This is a genomic window from Sphingobium sp. EM0848, assembly GCF_013375555.1.
Classification (GTDB): domain Bacteria; phylum Pseudomonadota; class Alphaproteobacteria; order Sphingomonadales; family Sphingomonadaceae; genus Sphingobium.
Genome location: NZ_JABXWB010000005.1, coordinates 577,723 through 601,706 on the forward strand (window position 1 = coordinate 577,723; position 23,984 = coordinate 601,706).

The 23,984-nt window shown below is 65.4% G+C and carries 22 protein-coding genes; 15 read left to right on the top strand and 7 right to left on the bottom strand.

All coding sequences use genetic code 11. The annotated features are described in order from the left end of the window. Positions 1–4: 4 nt before the first annotated feature. A complete protein-coding gene (locus HUK73_RS20895) occupies positions 5–2,866 on the bottom strand; it encodes a TonB-dependent receptor domain-containing protein (protein ID WP_176593765.1) in 2,862 nt (953 codons plus the stop codon). A 239-nt stretch (positions 2,867–3,105) separates the two neighbouring features. Between HUK73_RS20895 and HUK73_RS20900 the strand changes: the two genes are divergently transcribed. Continuing rightward, positions 3,106–3,954, top strand: coding sequence for an AraC family transcriptional regulator (locus HUK73_RS20900; protein ID WP_255326469.1), 849 nt, complete (start codon positions 3,106–3,108; stop codon positions 3,952–3,954). A 27-nt stretch (positions 3,955–3,981) separates the two neighbouring features. On the opposite strand, the gene HUK73_RS20905 is transcribed toward HUK73_RS20900, so the two are convergent. Both HUK73_RS20905 and HUK73_RS20910 read right to left on the bottom strand, forming a co-directional pair. Beyond that, positions 3,982–4,284, bottom strand: a complete 303-nt coding sequence (locus HUK73_RS20905) for a UBP-type zinc finger domain-containing protein (protein ID WP_176593767.1) — start codon at positions 4,282–4,284, stop codon at positions 3,982–3,984. Then, positions 4,281–6,041, bottom strand: a complete 1,761-nt coding sequence (locus tag HUK73_RS20910; protein WP_369805586.1) for an FAD-dependent oxidoreductase — start codon at positions 6,039–6,041, stop codon at positions 4,281–4,283. The genes HUK73_RS20905 and HUK73_RS20910 overlap by 4 nt, the downstream gene beginning before the upstream one ends. 139 nt (positions 6,042–6,180) lie before the next feature. On the opposite strand from HUK73_RS20910, the gene HUK73_RS20915 reads away from it, so the two are divergent. Then, positions 6,181–7,731, top strand: a complete 1,551-nt coding sequence (locus HUK73_RS20915; RefSeq protein WP_176593769.1) for a sensor histidine kinase — start codon at positions 6,181–6,183, stop codon at positions 7,729–7,731. Positions 7,732–7,735: 4 nt separating this feature from the next. Here the strand turns inward: HUK73_RS20915 and HUK73_RS20920 are convergent, their stop codons facing one another. After that, positions 7,736–8,386, bottom strand: a complete 651-nt coding sequence (locus HUK73_RS20920; protein ID WP_176593770.1) for a response regulator transcription factor — start codon at positions 8,384–8,386, stop codon at positions 7,736–7,738. Between the two features lie 245 nt (positions 8,387–8,631). On the opposite strand from HUK73_RS20920, the gene HUK73_RS20925 reads away from it, so the two are divergent. From HUK73_RS20925 to HUK73_RS20980, 12 genes are all read left to right on the top strand, one after another. After that, positions 8,632–9,204, top strand: coding sequence for a helix-turn-helix domain-containing protein (locus tag HUK73_RS20925; protein WP_176593771.1), 573 nt, complete (start codon positions 8,632–8,634; stop codon positions 9,202–9,204). A gap of 19 nt (positions 9,205–9,223) precedes the next feature. Then, positions 9,224–9,625 (top strand): response regulator transcription factor, encoded by a 402-nt coding sequence (locus HUK73_RS20930; RefSeq protein ID WP_176593772.1) that lies wholly within the window; start codon positions 9,224–9,226, stop codon positions 9,623–9,625. Between the two features lie 225 nt (positions 9,626–9,850). After that, positions 9,851–10,438, top strand: coding sequence for a M17 family peptidase N-terminal domain-containing protein (locus HUK73_RS20935; RefSeq protein WP_176593773.1), 588 nt, complete (start codon positions 9,851–9,853; stop codon positions 10,436–10,438). 99 nt (positions 10,439–10,537) lie between these two features. Beyond that, positions 10,538–11,152: a response regulator gene (locus tag HUK73_RS20940; protein ID WP_369805587.1), complete on the top strand. Its 615-nt coding sequence runs from the start codon at positions 10,538–10,540 to the stop codon at positions 11,150–11,152. 325 nt (positions 11,153–11,477) lie between these two features. After that, the gene (locus HUK73_RS20945; RefSeq protein ID WP_176593774.1) at positions 11,478–12,134 is read left to right on the top strand and encodes a hydrolase; all 657 of its coding nucleotides are present in this window, start codon (positions 11,478–11,480) and stop codon (positions 12,132–12,134) included. Between the two features lie 124 nt (positions 12,135–12,258). After that, on the top strand, positions 12,259–12,507 hold the full coding sequence (locus HUK73_RS20950) for a DUF1427 family protein (protein WP_176593775.1): 249 nt from the start codon (positions 12,259–12,261) through the stop codon (positions 12,505–12,507). A gap of 98 nt (positions 12,508–12,605) precedes the next feature. After that, positions 12,606–14,459, top strand: a complete 1,854-nt coding sequence (locus HUK73_RS20955) for an amidohydrolase (RefSeq protein ID WP_176594739.1) — start codon at positions 12,606–12,608, stop codon at positions 14,457–14,459. A 24-nt stretch (positions 14,460–14,483) separates the two neighbouring features. After that, a complete protein-coding gene (locus HUK73_RS20960; RefSeq protein WP_176593776.1) occupies positions 14,484–15,383 on the top strand; it encodes a glyoxalase in 900 nt (299 codons plus the stop codon). 2 nt (positions 15,384–15,385) lie between these two features. Continuing rightward, positions 15,386–15,814, top strand: coding sequence for a DoxX family protein (locus tag HUK73_RS20965; protein WP_176594740.1), 429 nt, complete (start codon positions 15,386–15,388; stop codon positions 15,812–15,814). A gap of 85 nt (positions 15,815–15,899) precedes the next feature. Then, the gene (locus HUK73_RS20970) at positions 15,900–17,267 is read left to right on the top strand and encodes an alginate export family protein (RefSeq protein ID WP_176594741.1); all 1,368 of its coding nucleotides are present in this window, start codon (positions 15,900–15,902) and stop codon (positions 17,265–17,267) included. 23 nt (positions 17,268–17,290) lie between these two features. Then, positions 17,291–18,004, top strand: coding sequence for a YoaK family protein (locus HUK73_RS20975; RefSeq protein WP_176593777.1), 714 nt, complete (start codon positions 17,291–17,293; stop codon positions 18,002–18,004). A 90-nt stretch (positions 18,005–18,094) separates the two neighbouring features. Further along, complete coding sequence (locus tag HUK73_RS20980) at positions 18,095–21,013, top strand: sensor histidine kinase (RefSeq protein WP_255326599.1); 2,919 nt, start codon at positions 18,095–18,097, stop codon at positions 21,011–21,013. Between the two features lie 127 nt (positions 21,014–21,140). Here the strand turns inward: HUK73_RS20980 and HUK73_RS20985 are convergent, their stop codons facing one another. Beyond that, complete coding sequence (locus HUK73_RS20985; RefSeq protein WP_176593779.1) at positions 21,141–22,076, bottom strand: LysR family transcriptional regulator; 936 nt, start codon at positions 22,074–22,076, stop codon at positions 21,141–21,143. 105 nt (positions 22,077–22,181) lie between these two features. Here HUK73_RS20985 and HUK73_RS20990 point away from each other — a divergent pair, with 105 nt between their 5' ends. Then, positions 22,182–23,330 (top strand): FAD binding domain-containing protein, encoded by a 1,149-nt coding sequence (locus HUK73_RS20990; protein ID WP_176593780.1) that lies wholly within the window; start codon positions 22,182–22,184, stop codon positions 23,328–23,330. 36 nt (positions 23,331–23,366) lie between these two features. On the opposite strand, the gene HUK73_RS26580 is transcribed toward HUK73_RS20990, so the two are convergent. Together HUK73_RS26580 and HUK73_RS26585 are read right to left on the bottom strand one after the other, a co-directional pair. Beyond that, positions 23,367–23,702: an isochorismatase family protein gene (locus HUK73_RS26580; RefSeq protein WP_255326470.1), complete on the bottom strand. Its 336-nt coding sequence runs from the start codon at positions 23,700–23,702 to the stop codon at positions 23,367–23,369. Next, entirely contained in the window at positions 23,605–23,973 is a 369-nt protein-coding gene (locus HUK73_RS26585; RefSeq protein ID WP_218036674.1) for a hypothetical protein, read from the bottom strand. Before HUK73_RS26585 ends, HUK73_RS26580 begins: the two co-directional genes overlap by 98 nt. Positions 23,974–23,984 lie beyond the last annotated feature (11 nt).

Genomic DNA, 23,984 nt, shown 5'->3' on the forward strand with positions numbered 1-23,984 from the left:
TCCTTCAAAATCTGGTGCGCACGCCGACGCGGAACTGGCGGCCGATGACGTCATAGATATAGCCGTTGACGCCGGTCTGGATCGTGCTGGCGGTCGAATAGTTGGGCGAGGCCGGCGGGCCCTTGTCGAGCAGGTTCTGCACCGCGAAATAGACCTCCGTGCCCTTGGCGGCGCCGTCGATGCGCCAGGTCATCGACCAGTCGAGATAGAAGGCGGAGGACACGCTGTTGTCGTCGATATCGACGCCCTCGACCCACGCGTTGTTGAGCTTGCCCGCGCTGATGAAGCGGCCGGTCAGGGTGGAGGCGACCTTGCCCAGATCATAGGTGGCGGAGGCCATGCCCCGCCAGCGCGGCACCGCCTTGGACGGTTGCGATTCATTGGCGTTGGTCCCGGCATAGTCTACCTTCTGCCCGTCGGCCTTCTCCGACCGTTGGTCCACATAGGTCGCGACCGCCCGCAATATGAGGTCGCCCTTGCCCAGTTCCGTGCGGTAAGTCCCCTCGATATCAACGCCCCTTGTTCGTTCCGCATTGATGTTCTGCGGCACCAGCAGGATGCTGGTGATCGGTCCGGCAGGCGATCCGCGGGTGATGAAGCCGCATTGCGCGGTGATCCCCTGCTGGCATTTGTCGATCACGCGCTGGGCGATCAGGCTGGCGATCGCGCCGTCGATCTTGATGTCGAAATAATCGACCGAGAGCGACAGGCCGCGAAGCCAGGCCGGGCGATAGACGATACCGAACGACCTGGTGTCCGCCCTTTCCGGCTTCAGGTCCGGATTGCCCTGGCTGACGGTACGCGAACTGTAGCTGGTGCCCGTCACCGGATCGTCCACGGTCTGGTTGAGCGTGGCGCCGCCCTGGAAAAGTTCGCTGAGATTGGGCGCGCGGATGTCGCGTGAGACGACGCCCCGGACACGGAACTGGTCGTCCAGATCCCAGGTCGAACCGACTTTCCAGGTCGTCACCGATCCGCTGAGGCTGTAGTCGGTCAGGCGGATGGCGGCGTTGAGGTCGAGCGACTTGACGAAGGACTTGTCCGCCAGCAGCGGCACCACCGTTTCGAAAAAGGCTTCCTTGACGTCATATTTGCCCCGCGACGGCTTGAAATTGCCGACGAAGAAAGCGTCGGTCAACGAAAGGGCGTCGGCCGTGGAACGATATTTCTCGCGCCGCGCCTCAACGCCGAGGGCAACAGAAACCGGCCCGGCCCAGAGCGAGAAAGGCTCACCGCGCAGGCTGGCCGCCGCCACATCCTGCTGGATGCGGATGTCCTGCACAGAGCGGCCGAAGACATAGTTGCGCGCGGCCTGCGAACTTGACCCGGCCCCGAAGATGTTGAGCGGCACGCAGCCATTGGTCGGATCGGCCAGGGTCGACCGGCAGACGATCTGGCCGTTGGCCGGATTGGCGACCGCATCGACCGCGCGGTTGAAATTGGCGACGATGGGATTGTTGGCATAGGCGCCGGTCGAGAAATCGGTCACCCCATGCTGGACATAGGCGTCCCAGGACCAACCGCCGGCCAGCCTGCCCTCCAGCCCGGCGACATAGCGTTGCTGCTCACGCCGGTTGCGCCCGCGCAACGGGCCCCAGTCGAGGAACATGCGCCCCATCTGGAAGCTATTGAGGCCCAGCGACGCCATTTGCGTGCGGACGTCCGCGGGCAGGAAGGCATTGTCGCGCTGGATCGTGATATTGCCGCCACGGTCATAGACACGGGCGACGATCTCGTTCCAGGCCCTGGCATAGTTCGCCTCGCCATAGACGGTGATGCCGGGCGTCAGGTCATAGCTCAACCGACCATAAGCGGTGCCGTAGCGCAGCGGCACGGCCAGTTCGATCGCCTGGCTGATGTCCTCGACATCGCCGCCAAAGGCGGAAATGCCGCTGACCGTGCCGGGATCATAGGGCATCAGCGTGCCGCCCGGCCCGAACTGCATGTTGCGCAGCGTATTGGGCCGGGTGACGCCGCCGACCGTGACGGTCGCCGGTCCGGTGATCAGCCCGCCGGAGGTTTCGTTGCTGGCGCCTACGCCCGTCCGGATGATGCGTCGGGGCTGGCCGTTCGTCGCCGTCCAGCCGGGGTTGAAGATGACCTTGCGCCCCTTGAACCAGTCGCGCGAGGTCGCCTTCCCCGCCCCGTCATCGTCATGATATTCGCCGCTCAGGATGAAATGGCCGCGCCCGCCGGCAAAGCTGGTGCCGTAGGAAAGCTCCGCCTTGAAACTCCGCGCGTCGCCCGCGTCGGCGATACCGCTCTGGATGTTCGCCATCGCGCCCTCGAACTTGCGGTCGAGGACGAAATTGACGACCCCCGCGACCGCGTCCGATCCCCAGGCCGCCGATGCGCCGCCCGTCACCACGTCGACGCGCTGGACCAGCGCCTGCGGCAGCAGGTTGATGTCGACATTGCCGGTGATGGTGGACGGCACCACCCGATGCCCGTCCAGCAGCACCAGCGTCCGGTTCGCACCCAGGCTGCGCAGGTTGAAGAGGTTGGAGCCGACCGTCGCCGAAGCGCCCGTATTGGCGATGCGCGGCGTGTTCGACCCGACCAGCGCCGGCAACTGGTTGACATAATCGGCGATGCTGGCGGGCGCGGCCGCCCTGATCTGCTCCACCCCGATGACGGTGGTGGGCGTCGGCGCGGTGAAGCCCTCCCGCACCACGCGGGAGCCGGTGACCACGATATCGCTCACCGATACTTCCCCCTTCGCCTGCGCCGCCGCTTCCGCCATCTGGGCGCGGGCCGCGCCGGCATCGATCAGGCACAGGATCGCGGCCGCCGCGCTCGTCGCCTTCAGGCGGCTGCGGCGGTTCAGGCGGCGCCTCTCCATCGATCCCTGCTCTTGCGCAATCATTCCCATCCTCTCTCTTCCCCTGTCCTGTGTATCCGGCGGGGCGTGTCGCCCTCTGTTCCGTCGCTCCTTCTCTGGCACGGCCGTTCACGGCGCGCTGTCGGCACGATCCATCGGCTTGCCAATCAGTCCGGTTTTTCGAAGCGGGATGGGGATGGAGCGGTTCGCTCCGCGCCCATTTGCGTTAGATACGGCTCGGCTGGCGGCAACGAAAAAGATGGGACGAGGATATGGGCGGCATAATGCAGGAACGACTGATCTGGATATTTTCCGGCCGTTTCGGACGAGCAACCGTCAACCTGAACGACCGTCCGCTGGTCGAACATTGCCATCGCCAGATCAACATCCTGTTCAAGATGGGCGGCGCGGACGCGCTGTTCCAGGCGGGCGGGAAGGATCTGGTGCTGGACGACGATAGCGTCCTGCTCTTCAATTCCTGGCTGCCCCATGCCAAGCTCGCCAATGACGGCAAGCCGACGCTGATCCTGTCCCTGTTCATCGAGCCGGCCTGGCTGTCCGAAGTCCTGCCCGAAACCGCAACGGTAGTGGAAAGCCTGTTCCCGCTGGCCAGCGCCCGGCTCAACGACGATGTCCGGATGCTGGCGAACCGCCTGGCCTCGGCGATCCCGACCCATGTGCGCGACGTGGAGGATCAGTGCGACGAACTGTTGCTGAACCTGATGGACGCGCTGGTTGTGCACCATGCCGACCAGTCGGTCGACCGGGCCGCGCTTCCGCGCCGCCGCATGGTCGATTTCCGTATCCGCAAGGCGCTTTCCTACATCCACGACCATGCGCTGCGGAACCCGCGCATGGAGGAGGTCGCGCGCGAGGTCGGCCTGTCCCGGTCGCGCTTCTTCGAACAGTTCCGCCGCTGCGTCGGCACCTCGCCCCAGCATTATGCCGATTATGTCCGGCTGACCGCCGCGACCCGGCGCCTCAGCACCACCGACCTGCCGCTCATCGAACTGGCCGACGAGCTGGGATTTGCCGGCCACAGCAATTTCACCCGTTTCTTCACCCAGCATATCGGCGTGTCGCCCAGCGAGTTCCGCCGTCAGACCGCGACCGGCGAACTGGCCACGCCCTGACGGCGATGCAGATGGATGGTCCTCCCGTCAGAGGAATCGGGGAATGGGACCGCGCTGCGGCGTCCTCTCGGGAAGCCTGATCGCCTGCCGGTCAACATAGCACCATCCCCAGCCTTCGGGGGGATCATATCCCTCGATGATCGGATGCCCCGTCCCTTCGAAATGCGCGCGCGCATGACGCATCGGCGAGGAGTCGCAACAGCCGACATGCCCGCAGGTCCGGCACAGCCGCAGATGCACCCAGCTACTCCCCATCTTCAGACATTCCTCGCAGCCCAGCGCGCTCGGCACGACCGCATGGATCGCATCTTTGTGGGTACAGATTGTCATGACGCCTCCTTTTCGGCTTCACTCAGATAGGCGTGGATCTGGGCGATGGCAGCGGCGCCGTCGCCGACCGCGGCGGCGACCCGCTTGGTCGAACCGGCGCGCACATCGCCAATGGCAAAGACGCCCGCCATGCTGGTTTCGAGCGGCAGGGCCGAAGCACCCGTCAGGATGAAGCCCCTGTCGTCCGTGCCGATCGATCCGCCCAGCCAGTGCGTGTGCGGCGTCGCGCCGATGAAGAGGAACAGGTGCGCCACGGCATGACGCGTGAGAGCGTCGGTCGCGCGGTCGCGCACGACCGCGCAGGCGGGCACGCCATCCTCCCCTTCCAGCTCGACAAGGTCGGCGCCGACATGCAGCTCCACATTGGAAAGTGCGGCGATCCGGTCGATCAGATAGCGGGACATGGTTTCGGACAGGTCGCGCCGGACGAAGACATGGACCCGCTTCACATAGGCGGCGAGGAAGACGATCGCCTGCCCGGCGGAATTGCCGCCGCCGATCAGCGCCACCTCCTTCCCGGCGCACAGGCGCGCCTCGACTGGCGAGGCCCAATAGGAGATGCCCGCCCCCTCGAAACGGGAGAGGGAGGGAATGTCGGGCTTCCGATAGGCGGCGCCCGACGCGATGACCACGGTGCGGGCCGTGACGGCCGAGCCGCCGGACAGTGAGAGGCGCAGCCGTCCCCCGATGCGTTCCAGCCGCTCGACGCCCATCGGAACGGCGACCTCCGCCCCGAATTTGAGCGCCTGGTTGAATGCCCGGCCGGCCAGCGCCTGCCCCGATATGCCGGTCGGGAAGCCCAGATAATTTTCGATCCGGGCCGACGCCCCGGCCTGCCCGCCCATGGCGCGTTCGTCGAGCACGAGGGCGGAAAGCCCTTCCGAAGCACCATAGACCGCCGCGGCCAGCCCGGCGGGCCCGGCGCCCACAATGGCGATGTCATAGACCTTCTCGCCGTCGATGGCGGGCAATATGCCAAGGCACAGCGCCAGTTGCCGTTCGTCCGGACGCTTCAGCATTGCCCCATTGGGGCAGACCAGCAGCGGCAGGTCGCCGGGCAGAAGCGCCAGCCGCTCCATGAAATCGCGGCTCTCGCCGCCGATCCGGGGGTCCATGACCAGATGGGGATAACCCGTCCGGGTCAGGAAACCCTGCAGCCGCAGCAGATGCGGGTCGTCCGGACGGCCGATCAGGATGGTGCCCGATCCGCCCTGCTCGATCAGCCGGACCCGGCGCAGGATGAGCGCCCGCATGACGATCTCCCCAACCTCGGCCGATCCGATCATCAGCGCGCGCAGATGCGGCGCATCGAACGGCAGCAGGGTGGCGCCGTCCCCGCCCGCTCGCGCCGACGCGATGGAGGCGCGGCCGTCGATCTGGCTGACCTCCCCGGTGAACTGGCCCGTGCGGTGGGTGGTGATCGGCGCTTCCTCGTCCAGCCCGTCGCGCCGCAGGACCTCGATGGAGCCTTCCAGCACCAGCCAGACCGGCACGTTCCGGTCCCCCGCGGCAAAGACCGGCACATCGGGAACGAAGGACCGGGGCGGTCCGCTGGCAAAGCGGCGCGCCGTCGCCATCTGCACAGGTGTCAGGGCCGGGAACATCTGATGGTCGCGCGTGCCGATCTCCTCCGTCGCATGCCGTTCCGTCACCTTCACCTCCTGGCTCTCTTCCGGCCGGGCGGCCGCCGAGGGACCGGCATGGGCCTTTTCGCCGCCCGGATATTGTCGATTATCCGCTGGATTTGGATCAGGCACTGGTTTCGGCCAGAACCATGAAAAGGTCGAGGGCATCGCGTCCCCCTCTTTTGGGGGGCAAAATCGATCCCGGCCGGGGCTATGCGCAGCAGGACGGCTCGATCATCGTCATTTCATGCCGGAAAGCATGGACATATCGATGACAGCCGGCATGGCCGGTCCCGCTTCACCGGCGGAACGGCCCCTGCCCACCCCGACAGGTGGCAGGCAGGCGGTCGCCTTTTGCCTCGCTGCGCTGATTTTCTGCATCGACACCCTGGCGGGGATCAAGGTAGCGCTGGCGGTGCTCTATGTGCTGGTGCTGGTGATCGCCGGCGATCGCCTGGGCCGCCGCCGGCTGATTATCTGGTCGCTCGGCTGCGCCGCCCTCACCTTGCTCAGCTTCACCATCGTGCATGCACGCCATCCCGGCATCGATCCGGTGCTGCGCCTCATCATCAGCCTCGGCGCGAATATCATCACATCCGGCCTGCTGCTGCACCGGGAGGAGATGGACAGACGTGTCCGGCAGGAAGGGCAGCGCTACGAAAATGTCCTGAACGCGCTGGCGGTCGCGGTCTGGGAACATGACTTCCGACCCGTGGAGGCCGCAATTGCGGCAGTGCGGGCGGCCGGGATCACCGACCTGCGCGCCTATCTTAACGCCCATCCGGATTTCGTGGCCGAGGCGCGGGCCATGGTGCGGATCACCGATGTCAACGACAGGGCGCTTGACCTGATGGGCGTGCCGACCAAACAGGCCTTCTTCCAGCGGCTCAGCGACTTCCTTCCCGACAATGACGACAGTTTCCTCGAATGCATCCTCGCCATCGACGAGCGGCGGGACATGTTCCAGGCGGAAACCCAGGTGATCGCCGCCCATGGCGAGCCGATCGACATCATCGTCGCCTTCAGCCTCTCGCCGGGCAAGCCGCTCGACCGCGTGCCCGGCAGCATCCTCGACATCCGCCAGCGCAAGCACCTGGAGATGACGGTCGAACGAGCGCGCTTCGAACTGGACGAGGTGCAGCGCACCGCCGCCGTCGGCGCCATGTCGGCATCGATCGCGCATGAGATCAATCAGCCGCTCGCGGCCATCCAGGGCTTTGCGAGCGCCGCCGCGCGCTGGCTCGACCGCGATCCGCCCGACATCCGCGAAGCGCGCGATTCGCTCGCCGGCCTCAACCGCGCGGTCGAGAATGTGTATGAGGTCATGCAGCGGGTCCGGAACCTGGTCGCCAATGCGCGCGGCGAAACAGCGCCGCTCAACCTGCATGCGCTGGTCCGCGATGCCGTGACCCTTGCCGGACGCGACGCCGGCGCGCACGGCGCAAAGATCATCTTCGCCAGCAGCGCGGCCGACCTCATCATCCTTGGTGACCGGATATTGCTCAAGCAATTGCTGCTGAACCTCATCACCAACGCCTTCCAGGCCATGGAGCCCCTGCCCCCCGGCGACAGGCTGGTGGAGATCGACCTGTCGCTGACGGTTACCGATGCCCGCGTCACCCTGCGCGACCGCGGTCCCGGCCTTGCCGGATCGGGGCGCGAAAAACCGTTCGAACCGTTCTTCACGACAAAGCGCGGGGGCATGGGGCTGGGCCTTTCGATCTGCCGGTCCATCGTCGAACTGCATGACGGCCGGATCGCCCTTGCCAACCATCCCGAAGGCGGGCTGGAAGTGACGCTCACCCTCCCCGCCGAAGCCTGATCTGTCAGGCCACCATCTTCTCGGCCGGTGTATCGGGAAGCGTCGCCGCAGCACGAACCAGGTCCGGCACGGTGCGTAGGCCCATCTTCCGCATCAGGCTGGACCGATGCAGCTTCACCGTGATCTCGGTAATGCCGATTTCCGCCGCAATCTGCTTGTTGAGCAGGCCACGCACCACACCGTCCATCACCTGCCGCTCCCGCCGGGAAAGCGTGCCGAACCGTTCCCGCAGCGCCCGGCTTTGGTCCCGCAGCACCTGTCTTTCCAGCGCAAGCGCAAGCCCGGCATTGACCGCATCGATCATATCCTGATCGCGAAACGGCTTGGTCAGGAAATCGATGGCCCCTGCCTTCATGGCCTTTACCGACATGGGAATGTCGCCATGCCCGGTCAGGAAGATCGCGGGGATGTCATGCCCCTTGTCCATCAGCAAAGCGTGGCATTCGAAACCGCCGATATGCGGCATCCGCACATCCATCACCAGGCAGAGCGGTGAATCGGGCAATGCCGTGGCCAGCAATTGCCGGGCGGACTCATAAGGGCGCACGGCAATGCCGACAGACCGCAGCAGCGAATCGAGCGCGCCCCGGACCAGCGGATCGTCGTCGACGACCAGCACGGCGGGCTTGTTCGAGAAGGCTGGCATTACGGTCATGGCGGTTCCTTCCATGACCGAAAGAAGCAAAAATCGCCCATTTCATACAAGCCCCCAAGGGGTTGCGCCGCTACACCCCAAAAGGGGATGCGGAAAAGCAGACGCGTATCGGCCCGCCAGACCCCCGCACCTACACCATCGTATAGCCAAGCCAGATCAAAGCGATGCCGGACTGATCGGTCGGTTGGTTTCGCAGGCGGCGGCGCTGAAGGACACTCCTGGAAAAGAGCCTTGCGGAGTGATTCATGTTCGTCAGCGCAGCCATAACCTCATCCCCCCCGCACCGCCCGCAGATCGCCTGCCCCACGCAGGTCGTCGCCCTGCTGACAGGCGCGCGCGACAGCCTTGACGGGGACCTGAACCTTGCCCGGCACTATCTCGAGCAATTGTCGGCGATCTTCGAACAGGATTTCGAAAGCGCTGTCCCCGAGGGCGTCCTGCTGCCCCAGCGGCTGACCCATGGGGACCCTCTCGCAAAGGGGGGACTGGCGGCCTGGCAGGTGCGGCGCGTGACCGACCATATCGACCGGCAGCTCGACACCGCCCTCGTCACCGAGGACCTTGCCACCGTCGCCCAGCTGAGCACCGGGCATTTCTGCCGCGCCTTCAAGACGAGCCTGGGAGAGACACCGCACGCCTATATCATCCGCCAGCGGATCAGGCGGGCGCAATGGCTGATGCTCAAGACCCGCGATACCCTGTCCCAGATCGCCTATGCCTGCGGGCTGACCGATCAGGCCCATCTGACCCGCCTGTTCCGGCGCATCGTCGGAACGACGCCGATGTCCTGGCGACGGAACTGGCAGCACTCGGCCTGACAATGGGATTGACTTCCGGATGACGCACGCAGCCGGATCCAGACGCAGGCCGGAGAGGAATCGGCTGGTCGCCATCGTGGATGACGATGCGCTGGTACGCTCATCCATGGCCAGCCTGATCCGGTCCTTCGGGTTCGACACGGCGATGTTCGATTCCGCGGAACGACTGCTCGCATCGGCTCCAGAGCTTTTCGACTGCATCGTCTCCGACGTGCAGATGGGGGGTATGACCGGGCTTGAACTGCATCGCGAATTGAAGCGGCGCGGCGTCGGCGCGGCGCTCATTCTTGTCACCGCCTATCCCAACAGGCGGATCAGGGAGCGCGCGCTGGAGGAAGGGGCGAGATATCTCCTCGAAAAACCCTGGTCGGCCGATGACATGGCGCATTGCCTGGAAGACATATTGGGGCGGCTCGCATGAGGCTCCCCGGCAATGGCGCGCGCCTGCGTCAAAGGGATCGTGCGCCTATCCCATCGTATGGCTGTACCGCCGGCACTGCTCCGGGCATTTTGAGTCCATGGTCGCCGACGATCACGCCACAGACTGGCGGACCAAACGGCACGACTGTGCTGCTCACCCTTCCGGCCTATCGGCCCGAGTGGCGGGAATGACCGGTTCGACCCGAAAGGATGAGAGGCTGACGCCATGGAACAGATCGCGGCGCGAACCATAGGATATCGGCGGACAGTGTGCTTCAAGGCCGGGCAGATCGACGCCGTGACGGCGAAGGTCGACCTGCTGGTTGTCGGCATGTTCGAACGCCATGCCGACAACCAGCCGACCGGCGGCGCCGACCGGATCGACCGGCTGCTGCACGGAACACTGGGCCGCCTGCGCGAAGGGGAGATATTCAAGGGCATCGCGGGCGAAACCCTCACCATCGCGACGCCGCCCGCGCCGCTTTGCGCCCGCTCGCTGATGCTGGTCGGCCTGGGGGACGGCCTGTCGGCGGATTGCGGGGCGATCGCCCATCCCACCGAACTTGCGATGCGCACCGCCCTTCGCATGCGGGCGCGGTCTGTTGGCTGTCTTCTCGCCTCGCTGGAGCGCGACATCCCCTCCGCCATGATCGAGGCCTGTGCGGCGACCATGATGCAGGGTGCGATGAAAGCGATCGACGAGCATCGGGATACAGGCGAAACGCCTGCACTGGACTGGGTCTTCGATATCCGGGCCAACGACATGGCACGGGTGGAGGCAACGCTGGGCCGGGCGCTCGAAGCGTCGTCATGAAGAGATTAGGAGATGCCTGAAAACGCGCCGATGATATATGATGGCTCCGGCACGGAGGAGGAAGCGGCGAATGGGGTGTCAATATCAGGACAATTTGCCGTGATCTCTGTGCTTGTGGTGGACGATCATGTCCTGCTGCGCGAGGGCGTCGGCGCGGTTGTGGCGACTCAGGCGGACATCCGCATCACCGGCGAAGCGGGCAGCGGCGCCGAAGCCATTGCGGAATATGACCGCCTGCGCCCGGATGTCGTGCTGATGGACCTGCAACTGCCCGACATGTCGGGCGTCGATGCGATTTCCGCCATCAGGTCGGCCAATCCGGACGCCCGGATACTCGTCCTCACCACCTATTCGGGGGACGGGCGCGCCATCAAGGCGTTGCGGGCGGGCGCCATGGGCTATCTGCTGAAAGCCAGCCTTCGCAACGAACTGCTCGACGCGATCCGTTCGGTGCACCATGGCGGCAAGCATCTCGACGCGTCGGTCGCGACGGCCATCGCGATGCATGTGCTGGACGACGCTTTGTCCGACCGCGAGGTTTCCGTGCTGTCGCTGGCTGCATGGGGCAATTCCAACAAGCAGATCGCGGCCCGGCTCGATATTTCCGAAGAGACGGTGAAGGGTCATATGAAGATCGTCTTTTCGAAACTGCGCGCGACAGATCGCACCCATGCCGTGACGATCGCCGCGAAGCGGGGACTGATCGACCTGTAAGGGAGATCGTGGCGCCACCGCGTCGGTGCGCTGGGCCTCCCATTCGTCAGGGGAGAAGGATGTTCATGGCGGCGAATCGCAGCTTTGCATCATACCGATCCAAGACGGATCAGGCCGCCGACCCTAAGGTCGGCGCAATGCCACGCTTCGCGATCCCACCTTAGCAGCAAGACGCGGCTGATCCGGGAGCGTTCGCGCATGAAGCGCGGCAGGTTTTCAACTTTATCGAACAGTATGTCCAATTTTATACGGATAACCTGAAATCGATAGCTCGACTAGCGTCATCAAAAGCAGCCGGTCGCTGCCAGAACAGAGGAGCCCTAGCATGACCATCACCGCCACGCCCACGCCCGGCAAATCGCTGATTACGCCGACCGATCACACGTTGATCCTGATCGACTTCCAGTCTCAGATGGCGTTCGCGACCAAATCGATCCCGACCGAATTGCTGCGCAACAATGCGGCGCTGATCAGCCGGGCCGCCAAGTCGTTCGGCGTCTCGACCATCCTGACGACGGTTGCCGAAAAGAGCTTTTCCGGCCCGATGTTCACCGAGATCACCGACGCCTTCCCCGGCCAGCGGCTGCTCGACCGCACGTCGATGAACACCTGGGAAGATGCCGCCGTCATCGAAGAAGTGAACCGCATCGGCAAGGAACGGCTGGTGATGGCAGGCCTGTGGACCAGCGTCTGCATCGTCGGTCCCGTCGCATCTGCAATCGACCAGGGCTTTGACGTCTATTTCATCTCGGACGCCTGCGGCGACGTTTCGCAAGAAGCGCATGAACGCGCCGTGCAGCGGATGATCCAGCTCGGCGCCAAGCCGATGACCTCGCTCCAGTATCTGCTGGAACTGCAGCGCGACTGGGCACGCACCGAAAGCTACGAATCCACCACCGGCATCGCACGGGCCTATGGCGGTGGCTACGGCCTTGGCATCACCTATGCCAAGACCATGTTCAACGCGTCCGAAGGCCATTGATCCGGCCGGGACCGGCGGCATTCCCCTCCCTCCCCGCCGCCGGTCCCACCCATTCCCCGCTGAAAGCCGATCTTCTCGCCTTCACCCGTAGCTGAAACAGACCGATGCCAAGGAGTATCCGTCGATGAAGCCCTATCTGCTCTCGCTCGCCGCCGGTTTGCTGATCGGTATCATTTACAGCCTCCTTGGCGTCCGTTCGCCCGCGCCCCCCGCCATCGCACTGCTCGGCCTGCTCGGAATATTGGTCGGGGAACAGGTGGTCCCCATCGCCAGGCGGTTCGCCTCCGGTCAGGAAATGGTCGTCTTCCTGCGCAAGGATTGCGCGGAGCATGTCCTCGGCCTGCCGGTCGACAAATCCAGGGACCAGGTATGAGCCTTACACGACGCGACACCATCGCCGCGGGAGCGGCTGCCGCCGGGGCGCTGCTTGCATCACCCCTGTACGGAAAGAATAACGGAAGGAACGATCCGATGGCCCAGGCCGACCTCATCATCGTCAACGCCAAGGTTTCGACATTGGACCGCGCCAACCCACAAGCCGAGGCCATTGCCATTCGCGACGGCAAGTTCCTGGCGGTGGGTAGCGAGGCGGAGGTTCGCGCCGCCGTCCGTCCCGGGACAGCGGAAATCGACGCCAAGGGCCGCCGCATCATCCCCGGACTGATCGACAGCCACATGCACATCATCCGCGGCGGCCTCAACTTCAACATGGAGCTGCGCTGGGACGGGGTGCCGAGTCTTGCCGAAGCGATGGCGATGCTCAAGACGCAGGTCGACCGCACCCCGGCGCCGCAATGGGTGCGCGTCGTCGGCGGCTTCACCGAGCATCAGTTCGCGGAGAAGCGCCTGCCGACCATCGACGAACTCAACCGGGTCGCGCCCGACACGCCGGTCTTCATCCTCCATCTCTACGACCGCGCCCTGCTCAACGCGGCGGCGCTGCGGGCGGTGGGCTATGGCAAGGACACGCCCAACCCGCCGGGCGGCGAGATCGTCCGCGACGCGGCCGGCAACCCCACCGGCCTGCTGCTGGCCCAGCCCAATGCGGCGATCCTCTATTCGACGCTCGCCAAAGGGCCGAAGCTGCCGCCGGAATATCAGATCAACTCCACCCGCCATTTCATGCGCGACGTGAACAGCCTGGGCGTCACCGGCGTGATCGACGCGGGCGGTGGTTTCCAGAACTATCCCGACGATTATCAGATCATCGAGAAGCTCCACGCTGACGGCGAACTGACCGTCCGGATCAGCTACAATCTCTTCACGCAGAAGCCCAAGGAGGAACTGGCCGACTTCACCGGCTGGGTGAAGCAGGTCACCCCCGGCCAGGGCGACGACAGCTACCGCCACAATGGCGCGGGCGAGATGCTGGTCTATTCCGCCGCCGATTTCGAGGATTTCCGCGTCGCCCGCCCGGACATGCCGCCCAGCATGGAGGGCGATCTGGAACCGGTCATCCGCCTGCTGGCCGAGCATCGCTGGCCCTGGCGGCTGCACGCCACCTATGACGAGACGATCGGCCGTGCGCTCGACGTCTATGAAAAGGTGAACCGCGACATTCCGCTGACCGGCATCAACTGGTTCTTCGACCATGCCGAAACGATCAGCGACCGCAATATCGACCGCATCGCGGCCCTTGGCGGCGGCATCGCGGTGCAGCATCGCATGGCCTATCAGGGCGAATATTTCGTCGAGCGTTATGGTGCGAAGGCGGCGGAACGGACCCCCCCCATCGCGAAGATGATCGCGGCGGGCATCCCCGTCGGCGCGGGCACCGACGCGACGCGCGTGGCCAGCTACAACCCCTGGGTCTCCCTGTCCTGGCTGGTGACGGGCCGCACCATGGGCGGCCTTCGGCTCTATCCCGGCGCAAACCGTGTCAGCCGCGAAAAGGCGCTGGCGATGTGGACCCATGAAAACACCTGGTTCTCGAACGAGGTAGGCAAGAAGGGGCAGATCAAGGCCGGCCAGCTCGCCGACCTCGCCGTCCTGTCGGACGATTATTTCTCCGTGCCGGAGGATGAGATCGTCCACATCCGCTCCATGCTGACCCTGCTGGGCGGCAAGGTGGTGCATGGTGAGGGCGACTATGCGCCCATCGCCCCGGCCCTGCCCAGGCCAATGCCGGACTGGTCGCCGGTCGCGATCTTCGGCGGCTATCACAAGACACCGGAGGCCAAGGCCAAGCTCGCCTCTGCCTGCGGATGCCATTCGGCCTGTGCCGTCCACGGCCACGATCATGCCAGCGCGCTCGCAGCGACCGTGCCGGTAGCAGACGTCCAGACCTTCTGGGGATCGTTCGGCTGCGGATGCTGGGCCGTCTGAACCGCCCCTTTCAGGAGATTACCGATGAAGCGCATTGCCTTTCTTCTCGCCACCGCCTTCGTCACGGCGGCCCCGCTTTCCTCGCCGCTGCTGGCCCGGGAGACGGCCAGCGCCGATTATTCGGTCGGCCCCCAATATGACACGACCCATGTCTATGTGCCGGAGGCCGAATTCGACCGGTTCGTGACCAGCTTCGTCGCGACCTTCGGCGGGACCACGTCGAAACAGGGCGAGTTCCAGGTCACGCCGACGAACAGCCTTACCAAGTCGCAACTCGCGCTGACGCCCGCCGGGACCGTTTCGGTCTTCGGGTTCAAGACGCCGATCCCCTATCCCTTCGGCGACGAGCGGACGGGCTATCTGGTCACTGACATGGACGCCGCCGTGGCGTCCGCCGTGAAGCATGGCGCGATCCGCCGCATCGCCACCTTCCCCGACCCCATCGGCCGGGACGCGATCGTCCAGTGGCCCGGCGGCGTGAACATGCAGCTTTACTGGCACACCACCAAGCCGAGCTACACGCCACTGACGACCGTGCCGGAAAATCGCATCTACCTGACCGCCGATGCGGCGGATCGCTTCATCGGCGGCTGGACCGCCTATGCGCACGGCCGGATCGTGTCCGATAACCGGGCGGCACCGGGCGCGGAAGTCGGCCAGCCCGGCAAGACGATCCGCCGGGTCGCCATCGAATCCGGTTATGGCAGGATGGTGGTGTTCATCACTGACGGCCAGTTGCCCTGGCCCTATGGGCGGGACATGACCGGCTATGCGGTCAGCGACCTGACGGCAACGCTGGAAAAGGCGTCCGCCGCCGGCGTTGAAACGCTGGTCGCGCCGTTCAGCGCCGGCACCCGGCAGACAGCCATCATCCGCTTCCCCGGCGGCTATGTCGCTGAAATCCACACCGAGAAGGGCAAATGACGATGCACGCCGACCGCGATCCGCGCTTTGTCGACGCCATACTCGACTGGCCACCAACCTGGTTCCTCGCGCGGCTGATGCTGGTCGGCGCCTATCTGTTGGGCGGCATCGTCAAGCTGACCGACTGGCCCGGCGCGGTCGCGGAACAGGCGCATTTCGGCATGAACCCGCCCGCATTCTGGGCCGCGCTCACCATCGGCATCGAATTGGTCGGGCCGCTGCTGATCCTGTCCGGCCGCCTGATCTGGCTCGGCGCGGGCATGCTGGGGGTCTTCACCCTTCTGGCCGCCTTCACCGCCAATGCCTTCTGGGCGATGCCGCAGGGACCTGAGCGCTTCGCCGCGACCAATGCCTTTTTCGAACATATCGGCCTGATCGGCGGCTTCGTTCTTGCCGCGCTGGTGGCCGAACAAGCGAAGCGGCGTGGCTAGTGTGATTTTGAGTGAGATGGAATATTTCACGGCTCGGAAATCACGGCAAACAAAGGGAAGTCACGGCATGTTCCGATTCAGTTCAATGGGAACATGCTCCAGTCTTGGCGCCGCCCTGGTCCTGGCGACCCTGATTCCCACCCCCCTCGCCGCGCAGACGACCGAAGCCTGGGAAGCGCCGACGCTGACGATCACCCGCTATGACGAGGACTGGTCCGATCTCGCCGATGCCGACAGGCGCGCGCATCACTGGACGGGCCAGTTCAAATATATTCCGATCTCCGATGATGCCTGGCTTTCGACCGGGGTGGAGGTCCGGGCGCGCAGCGAGGATTACAGGAACAATCTCTGGGGTGGGGCCGATGCGCCCGACGACAGCTTTCTGTGGGCGCGGGCCATGCCCTATGCCGACCTGCATGTCGGCAAGCTGCGCGCCTTCGTCCAGCCCATCCTGGCCTATTCGGTCGGGGTGCAGCCCTCGCCCAGCCCCATCGACCAGACCCGCGTCGACCTGCTCCAGGGGTTTGGCGAGGTGGATCTGGGTCCAGTCACGCTGCGCGGCGGTCGCCAGATGCTCTCGCTCGGCACTGAAAGGCTGGTGGGCACGCGCTACGGCCCGAATGTGCCCTTGGCCCTTGACGGGGTGCGCGCGATCGCGACCGTGGGCAAGGCGCGCGTGAACCTGTTCGCGGTGAAGCCGGTCGCACCGGGGCCGGCCAGTTTCGACGACCGGACATCCCCGACCAAGGCGCTGTGGGGCGCCTATGCCGTGCTGCCCGGCCTCGACCTCTATTATCTGGGTTATCGCAACCGGGCCGCCCGTTTCGGCGGCATTGAAGGCCGGGAGGTTCGCCACAGCCTCGGCGCGCGCTTCTACGGCACGCGTGGCAATCTCCACTGGAATATGGAGGGCGTCGCCCAGTTCGGCCAGTTCGCGGGACAGAAGATCGGCGCATGGACCGTCGGCACAGAAGTGGGCTGGCGTTTCGCCGGACTGCCGATGACGCCCGACGCGACAGTGCGCGTCAACGTCGTGAGCGGCGACGGCAAGCCCGGCGACAGGCATCTGGGCACGTTCAATGCCCTGTTCCCCAAGGGGAAATATTTCGGCGAACTTTCGCCGGTCGGGCCGACCAATATCGTCAGCCTCAATCCGCGCGTCAGTGCCGCATTGGGCGACGGCTTTTCAGCGAGCCTCGCCGCCATGGCCTATTGGCGCTATTCGACCGCCGACGGCGTGTACGGCATTCCCGGCAACCTGCTTCGCGCCCCCGGCGGCAGCAGCGCGCGGTTCATCGGCAAGGAGGCGGAGGCAACGCTGGCCTGGCAGGCGACCGCCGAGCTGGAGCTGTCGACATCCTTCTCGCTGTTCGGTCCCGGTGCCTTCATCCGCGATACGGGACCCGCCAGAACGATCCGGATGATCGGCCTGGAAGCCAATTTCCGTTTTTAGACAAGAGGTAAAGGAGATCGCCCATGGCGAGTACATCACAGGCAGCCAATCCCGCCTCATCGCCGCTGCCAGGGCTTCTCATCCTGCTGTCGGCGACGACGGGGCTGGTGGATGCGGTCAGCGTCCTTGGCCTTGGCAAGGTGTTCACGGCCAACATGACCGGCAATATCGTCTTCCTGGGTTTCGCCCTGGCCCGGACGCCGGGCTTTGCCGTCGCCCCCACGCTGGTCGCGCTGCTCACCTTCTTTGTCGGCGCGCTGATCGGCGGGCGCACGGGTCAGACCTTTGGTTCGCGCCCGCTGCGGCACTGGCTGATCGTCGCCGCGACGATAGAGGCGGCGCTGCTCTGGCTTGCTGCGGTCGTTTCCTTCTTCTTCGATCCGACCGGACTTGGACCGAAATGGGCGCTGTTCGCCATCATCGGCCTGACCGCCGTCGCCATGGGCTTTCGCAACGCCACAATCCGGCAGCTCAAGGTGCCGGACCTGACCACCACGGTCCTGACGCTCACCATCACCGGGATCGCGGCGGATTCGCGGCTGGCCGGGGGCAGCGCGCCCAATCTGCCCAGACGGATCGCCGCCATTCTGGCGATCCTGTTCGGGGCCGCCGTCGGCGCACTGATGGTTGTCCATTCCGGCCTTGCCCTGCCGCTTGGCGTTGCAGGCCTTCTCGTCCTGGGGGGAACCATTGCCTGCGTCAGGCACCCGGCTGCGGCGGTTCCCCGCACGGCATGATCGTCACGGCGATGGCCGCGACCCTATCGCTACGCTATGGCCGCGCAGCGTGGGGAGGCATGACATGATGGGCCGGGATTCACAGTGTCGATGAAGCCGTGGGGACGGGGTCGCCGAACCGGCCTGCTGGCCCGTGGATTGGGGTTTGCGATCGTGCTGGCCGGCGGACTTGCGCCCCTGAACGCACAACAGGTCGAAGGCTATGGCCACAAGCATTGGGATGTGGAGGAAGGCGCGCCTTCGGAGATCCGGGCCATTGCCCAGACGAAGGACGGCTTTCTCTGGCTGGGGTCGTCCAACGGCCTTTACCGTTTCGACGGGCTCACTTTCGAGAAGATCGAGCCGAGCATTTACGACCGGCGGCAATCCAACCAGATCACGGCGCTTGCCGCCGCGCCCGACGGTGCGCTCTGGGTCGGGTACGACTATGGCGGCGTCGGCGTCTATCGCAACGGCCGGCTGGTTCCGGCCAATGCGACGCCCCGTCCGCACGGTTCCGTCGCGGCCATCGCGGTCCACCCCGATGGCGATGTCTGGATATCGGCGCAAAGCAGCTATGGTTCGGAACTCCGGCATTTCCATGAGGGCCGGTGGCGGGTCCATGACAAGACCGGCTGGCTGGGCGACGAGCCGATCCAGGGCATCTTCGTCGCCAGCGACGGCGCGCTCTGGATCGCGGAATATCCCTCCATCCGGCGCCTGGCGCCGGGAGCCAGCCGGCCCGAAACGCTGTCGGTCAAGGTGGGCTACGCCGCCACCTTCGCCGAAGACGCGCAGGGCCATGTCTGGCTGCTTTCCAGCCTGGGCCTGCAGCGGCTGAACGGGCCGGGCGATCGCAGGTTGATCGGGACGGATCATCAAAGCGGCGGCCTTTACGGGCAAAGGTCGCTGCTGTTCGAGGATGGGATGGCCTGGATCGCCGGCAATCAGCAGGGGCTGGTCCGCGAAGCCCTCGACGGAAAGCCGTCCGGTTCGCGGGAAGCGATCCATGTCCGTTCCATCGCCCTCTTCCGCGACCGGGAAGGCACCATCTGGGGCGGCGGTCCCGACGGTCTCGTCAACTATATCCGCTCCCCGGTCATCGGCCAGCCGCTCGCCGGATCGGCAACGACCGGTTTCGTTACCGGGACCGACGGGTCGCTCTATGTCGGAACCGATGCGGGTGTGTACCGGATCGACGATGGCGCTCCCCGGTTGATCCTGAAGTCGCCGGAAGTGAACACGCTCTGCACCGGACCCGACAGGTTGATGGTCGTGGCGGGCGACGGACTTCATCTGAAGCGGGCAGGCCAATGGACCAGATATCCGGAACCGGTGGCGCCGTTCGTGTCGGGCGGCTGCGCGATCGACCCCGCCGGGAATATCTGGACCTCCACAGCCATCGCCGGGATATTCCGGCTGAACGGCGGCCGATGGAGCCAGGAAAAATCATGGCCACAGGCGAATTTCCTGATCAATGACGGGCCAGGGCGCTTTTACGCCAGTCAGGCCCTGCGCGCGCTCTTCCTCCTCGAACCGGGAAAAAGCCGAACGATCTGGCAGGCGGACGACATGGCCGTGGGCTATGTCAAGCTCATCAAGCGGATTGGCGGTCATGTCTATGTCGGCGGCGAAAAGGGGCTGGCGCGCTATGACGGCCGGCGCTTCCAGACGCTGGAATCCCGCGAGCATCCCTGGCTGAGCGGGATCACCGGGCTGGCGATCGAGCGCGACGATGCATGGGTGATCGCCAGCGGCGGCATCGCGCGCCTGTCCGCCCGCGACCTGGACCGGGCGTTCGCGGCGCCGGCCAACCCCCTCCCCCACCAGATCATCGGCGCCAGCCTGGGGGTCGCCGCAAGAAGCTCCGCCTATATGGCCAATGACGCCGTGTTCGACGCGCAGGGACGCGCCTGGTTCGTGACGAACCGGGGAATCCATGTGATCGACCCCAGCCGCATTCGCCGCAATCTGGTTCCGCCGCCGGTCAGCATCCGCGACCTTGTCGCCAACGGCATGAATTACGGGCAGGCGCGCGCGACGCTGCCCGCCGGAACATCGCGCATCCAGATCGACTATGTGGCGCTCAGCCTCACCGATCCGACGAAGAACAGCTATCGCTACAGGCTGGACGGCGTGGACGCATCGTGGATCGAGGCCGGGCCGCGACGGCAGGCCTCCTATACCGGGCTTGGGCCGGGCACATACCGGTTCCAGGTGATCGCGGCCAATTCGGACGGCGTCTGGAATCGCACAGGCGCGGGCATGACGATCACCATCAAGCCCTTCTTCTGGCAGACATTATGGTGCAAGGCGGTGCTCCTTCTCGTCGCCATCCTGTTGCTTTGGACCTTTGTGCGCTGGCGGATCAGGCTGGCGGCGAATGTCACCCGCAACCGGATCGAGGACCGCCTTGCCGTTCGCGAACATATCGCGCAGGAACTGCACGATACACTGTTGCAGGGCTTTCAGGGTCTGGTGCTGCGCTTCCAGTCCATTCTCGAACGCCTGCCGCCCGGCGGCGTCGCACGGGCTGAACTCGAAGCCACGCTGGAACGCGCCGACGATGTGCTCCAGGACGCCCGCGACCGGGTACGCTTCCTGCGTGAGCGGACCGAGCCGGTGGACCTCAGGCCGATGCTCTCGAAAATCGCCGATGAGGTGCTGGACGGCCACATGGCATGGACCGTCAGCGAGTTCGGGCGGACCCGCGCCGTCTGCGCGCCCGTCGCGGACGATATCGACCGGATCGCCAGCGAAGCGCTGTTCAACGCACTCCGCCATTCGCAGGCGCGCAAGGTCGCGATCCGCATTCTTCATGATGCGGCGCATGTCACCATCTCCATCGCCGATGACGGCGTGGGGATAGAAGATGAGGTGAAAAGGCTGGGCCAGCGGGACGGCCATTATGGCCTGGTCGGCATGCGCGAGCGGGCCGCCAGACTGGGCGCGACATTGAGCCTGCTGGACAGGGAAACCGCCGGAACGGAAGTCCGCCTGATCATCCCGGCCAGGGTCGCCTATCGCTGACCCGGCCTCACTCCAGGACAGCGAGCCGGCACGGATCATATGATGCAACCCCGCGGAGGGTCGGCGGCGCCACAGAGTAGCGCCCTGCAATCATGGCCGCCGATCTGCACCCGGCTCAATGTCGCAATCAGAACCGGTCCCAATAGGGCGGCGAGCCGAAGCGATCCGCCAGAAAGTCGACAAATACCCGCAACCGCGTCGAATCGCGCCTGTCGGCAAGATAGATCGCATGAATGGCGGTGTCCGGCGAAACGGAGGGGGACAGGCGCCCGACATGCGCCTCCCATTCCGGCAACACCGGCCGCAGGCGCCCGGCGGCAATGTCCTGTCCGACCAGCCAGCTGGGCATGAGCAACACGCCAAGACCGGCAAGCGCCACTTCGCGCAGGGTCTCCGAATGATTGGCGCGGACGGACCCGCGGACCCTGACCAGCTCTTCCCGCCCGCCCTTCGTGAAACGCCACGTCCTGTTGCCGCTGGCATAGGAGAAGGTCAGGCAATTGTGTCGGGCAAGATCGGACGGCTCCAGCGGCTCGCCCCGCTCGGCAAGATAGGCCGGGCTCGCGCACAGCAGGCGCCGGTGCGGCGCAAGGCGGCGCGCGATCAGGGTGGACGCCTCCAGGCTTCCCAGCCGTATCGCGACATCGATGCGATGTTCGACCAGATTGACGGCCTCGTCGGTCATCAAGAGGTCCAGCTCCATGCCGGGATAAGCCGCCAGAAAATCGGGAATGAACGGCGCGACGTGCAGGCGAGCGAAGGCCACCGGCAGGCTGACGCGAAGCTGGCCGCGCGGACGCCCTTCCCGTTCGCTGACGCCCCGGTTGGCCTCGTCCAGATCGGCCATGATCCGCGCCGCCTGCAGATGATAATCCTCCCCGGCCGGCGTCAGCGTCACGCTGCGCGTCGATCGATTGAGCAGCACGGCCCCGATATGGGCTTCCAGCGCATCGACCTGCCGCGTGAGCGAGGAGGTCGCCATGCCGCTCCGGCGCGCGGCAGGCGCGAAGCCACCCTCGTCGGCAACCGCCAGAAACGCCCTTATCGCCGCGAACAGATCCATTGGCCACCGTTGCGAATTACGCAATGATGATAGCAGATTTTGTCCTATTCTCAACCTTGATCGCAAGGTTCATCTGTGACCGGCACAATATGGGAGACAGGTGCCATGACGACAGCTTCATCCAGGCCCAGTGCGCTGATCATCGGCGGATCGCTGGCCGGGCTCTTCACCGGCAACCTGCTGCTGCGCTCGGGCTGGGACGTCGAAATTTTCGAACGATCGCCCCATGATCTCGACAGCCGAGGCGGCGGGATCGTGCTGCAACCCGATGTGGTCGAACTGTTCCGGCGGACAGGGGGCGACGTCCGGCATCTGAACCTTGGCGTCGAATCGCGCTATCGCACGGTCTTCCGCCCCGACGGCTCGATCCAGTCCAAGCATTTCGCGCCGCAGACGCAGACATCCTGGTCGCTGATCTATTCGCTGCTGCGGAGCGCATTTGGCGACGAACATTATCATCAGGGCGTGGCGCTGACCGATCTGGAACAGGACCACGCGGCCGGGACCGTCACCGCCCGCTTCGCCGACGGCTCCAGCCGGACGGCCGATCTGCTGGTCGGCGCGGATGGCGGGAATTCCACCGTTCGCACGCTGATCTGGCCCAAGGCGAAACCGGACTATGCGGGCTATCTCGCCTGGCGCGGCCTGATCCTGGAAGAGGCGATGCCGACAGTCGCGCGCGCGATTCTGCATGGCGACTTCGGTTTCGCCAATAATCGGGGATCGCATATATTGGGCTATCTCGTCCCTGGTATCGACAATGACATGCGGCCGGGGCACCGCTTCTACAATTGGGTCTGGTATCGCGTCGCGCCGGATGCGTTGCTTCAGGAAATCCTGGTCGACAGGGACGGCCAGCGGCGGATCGCCGCGATCCCGGAGGGCCGGCCGGCCGAAAAATGGATCGCGTATCTTCGCCAGGATGCCGACTCACTTCTTCCCGCCCCGTTCCGGGAGGTGGTGAAGGCTACGCCACACCCCTTCATGCAGGCGATCAGGGATCTGGCATCGGACCATATGGTCGACGGCCGGGTGATCGTCCTTGGGGATGCCGCCGCGATCCCGCGACCGCATACCGCCGCCAGCACCTCCAAGGCGGCGGCCAATGCACTGGCGCTGGCCGATGCGCTGGAACGGGCGCCCGGTATCGATCAGGCGCTTGCCCGCTGGGAACCGGAACAAGTCGCGCTCGGCAAGGCGTTGTTGCGTCAGGGCATGCAGACCGGCACCTATCTGATGTTCCACGCGTCCTGAACGAACGGCACCGGGGATTGCCAGGGGGACCCCCGGTCATGCCGGGTGGATCATGTCCCGCGCATAGTCGAGCCCGATGCCATAGCCGCCGCCATGATCGACGACGATGGCGCGCGCAGCCTCATAACTGTCGTGCCGGGTCCAGTCGCGCTGCATCTCCAGCAGGAACTGGAGCCAGGATGTCATGACGGCCCCGGCCTGTTCCAGCCGCCGCAGCGAAGCTTCGTGGCTGGCAGGCGTCAGCCCACTGCAGACATCGGCCACGACACGAACGTCATAGCCTTCCTCCAGGGCCGAAAGCACTGGAAAGCTGACGCAGGATTCCGTCAGCAGTCCGGCGATCACCAGCGTCCGCCGCCCTTGCCGCTTCATCCTCCCACAGGTTCATACTCCGCCGCTCTATGGCCATGACATCGGGCAACACCGCGCGCAGCGGCGGCATCAGCGGGCCGCTATAGACCTTGGAGGCCGATGTACTGACCACAATGGGTATATCAAAGGCGCGCGCGATGCGGGCGAGCGCCACGGCGTTGCTGCGCAGGATCTGCCGATCGGCCGATCCGGTGGCGAAGGCCAGACCCGCCTGCTCATCGACCAGAACGATCGCGCAATCGGCGGGTGTCAAAAGGGTTCTTGCCGTCATGGATGCTTTCC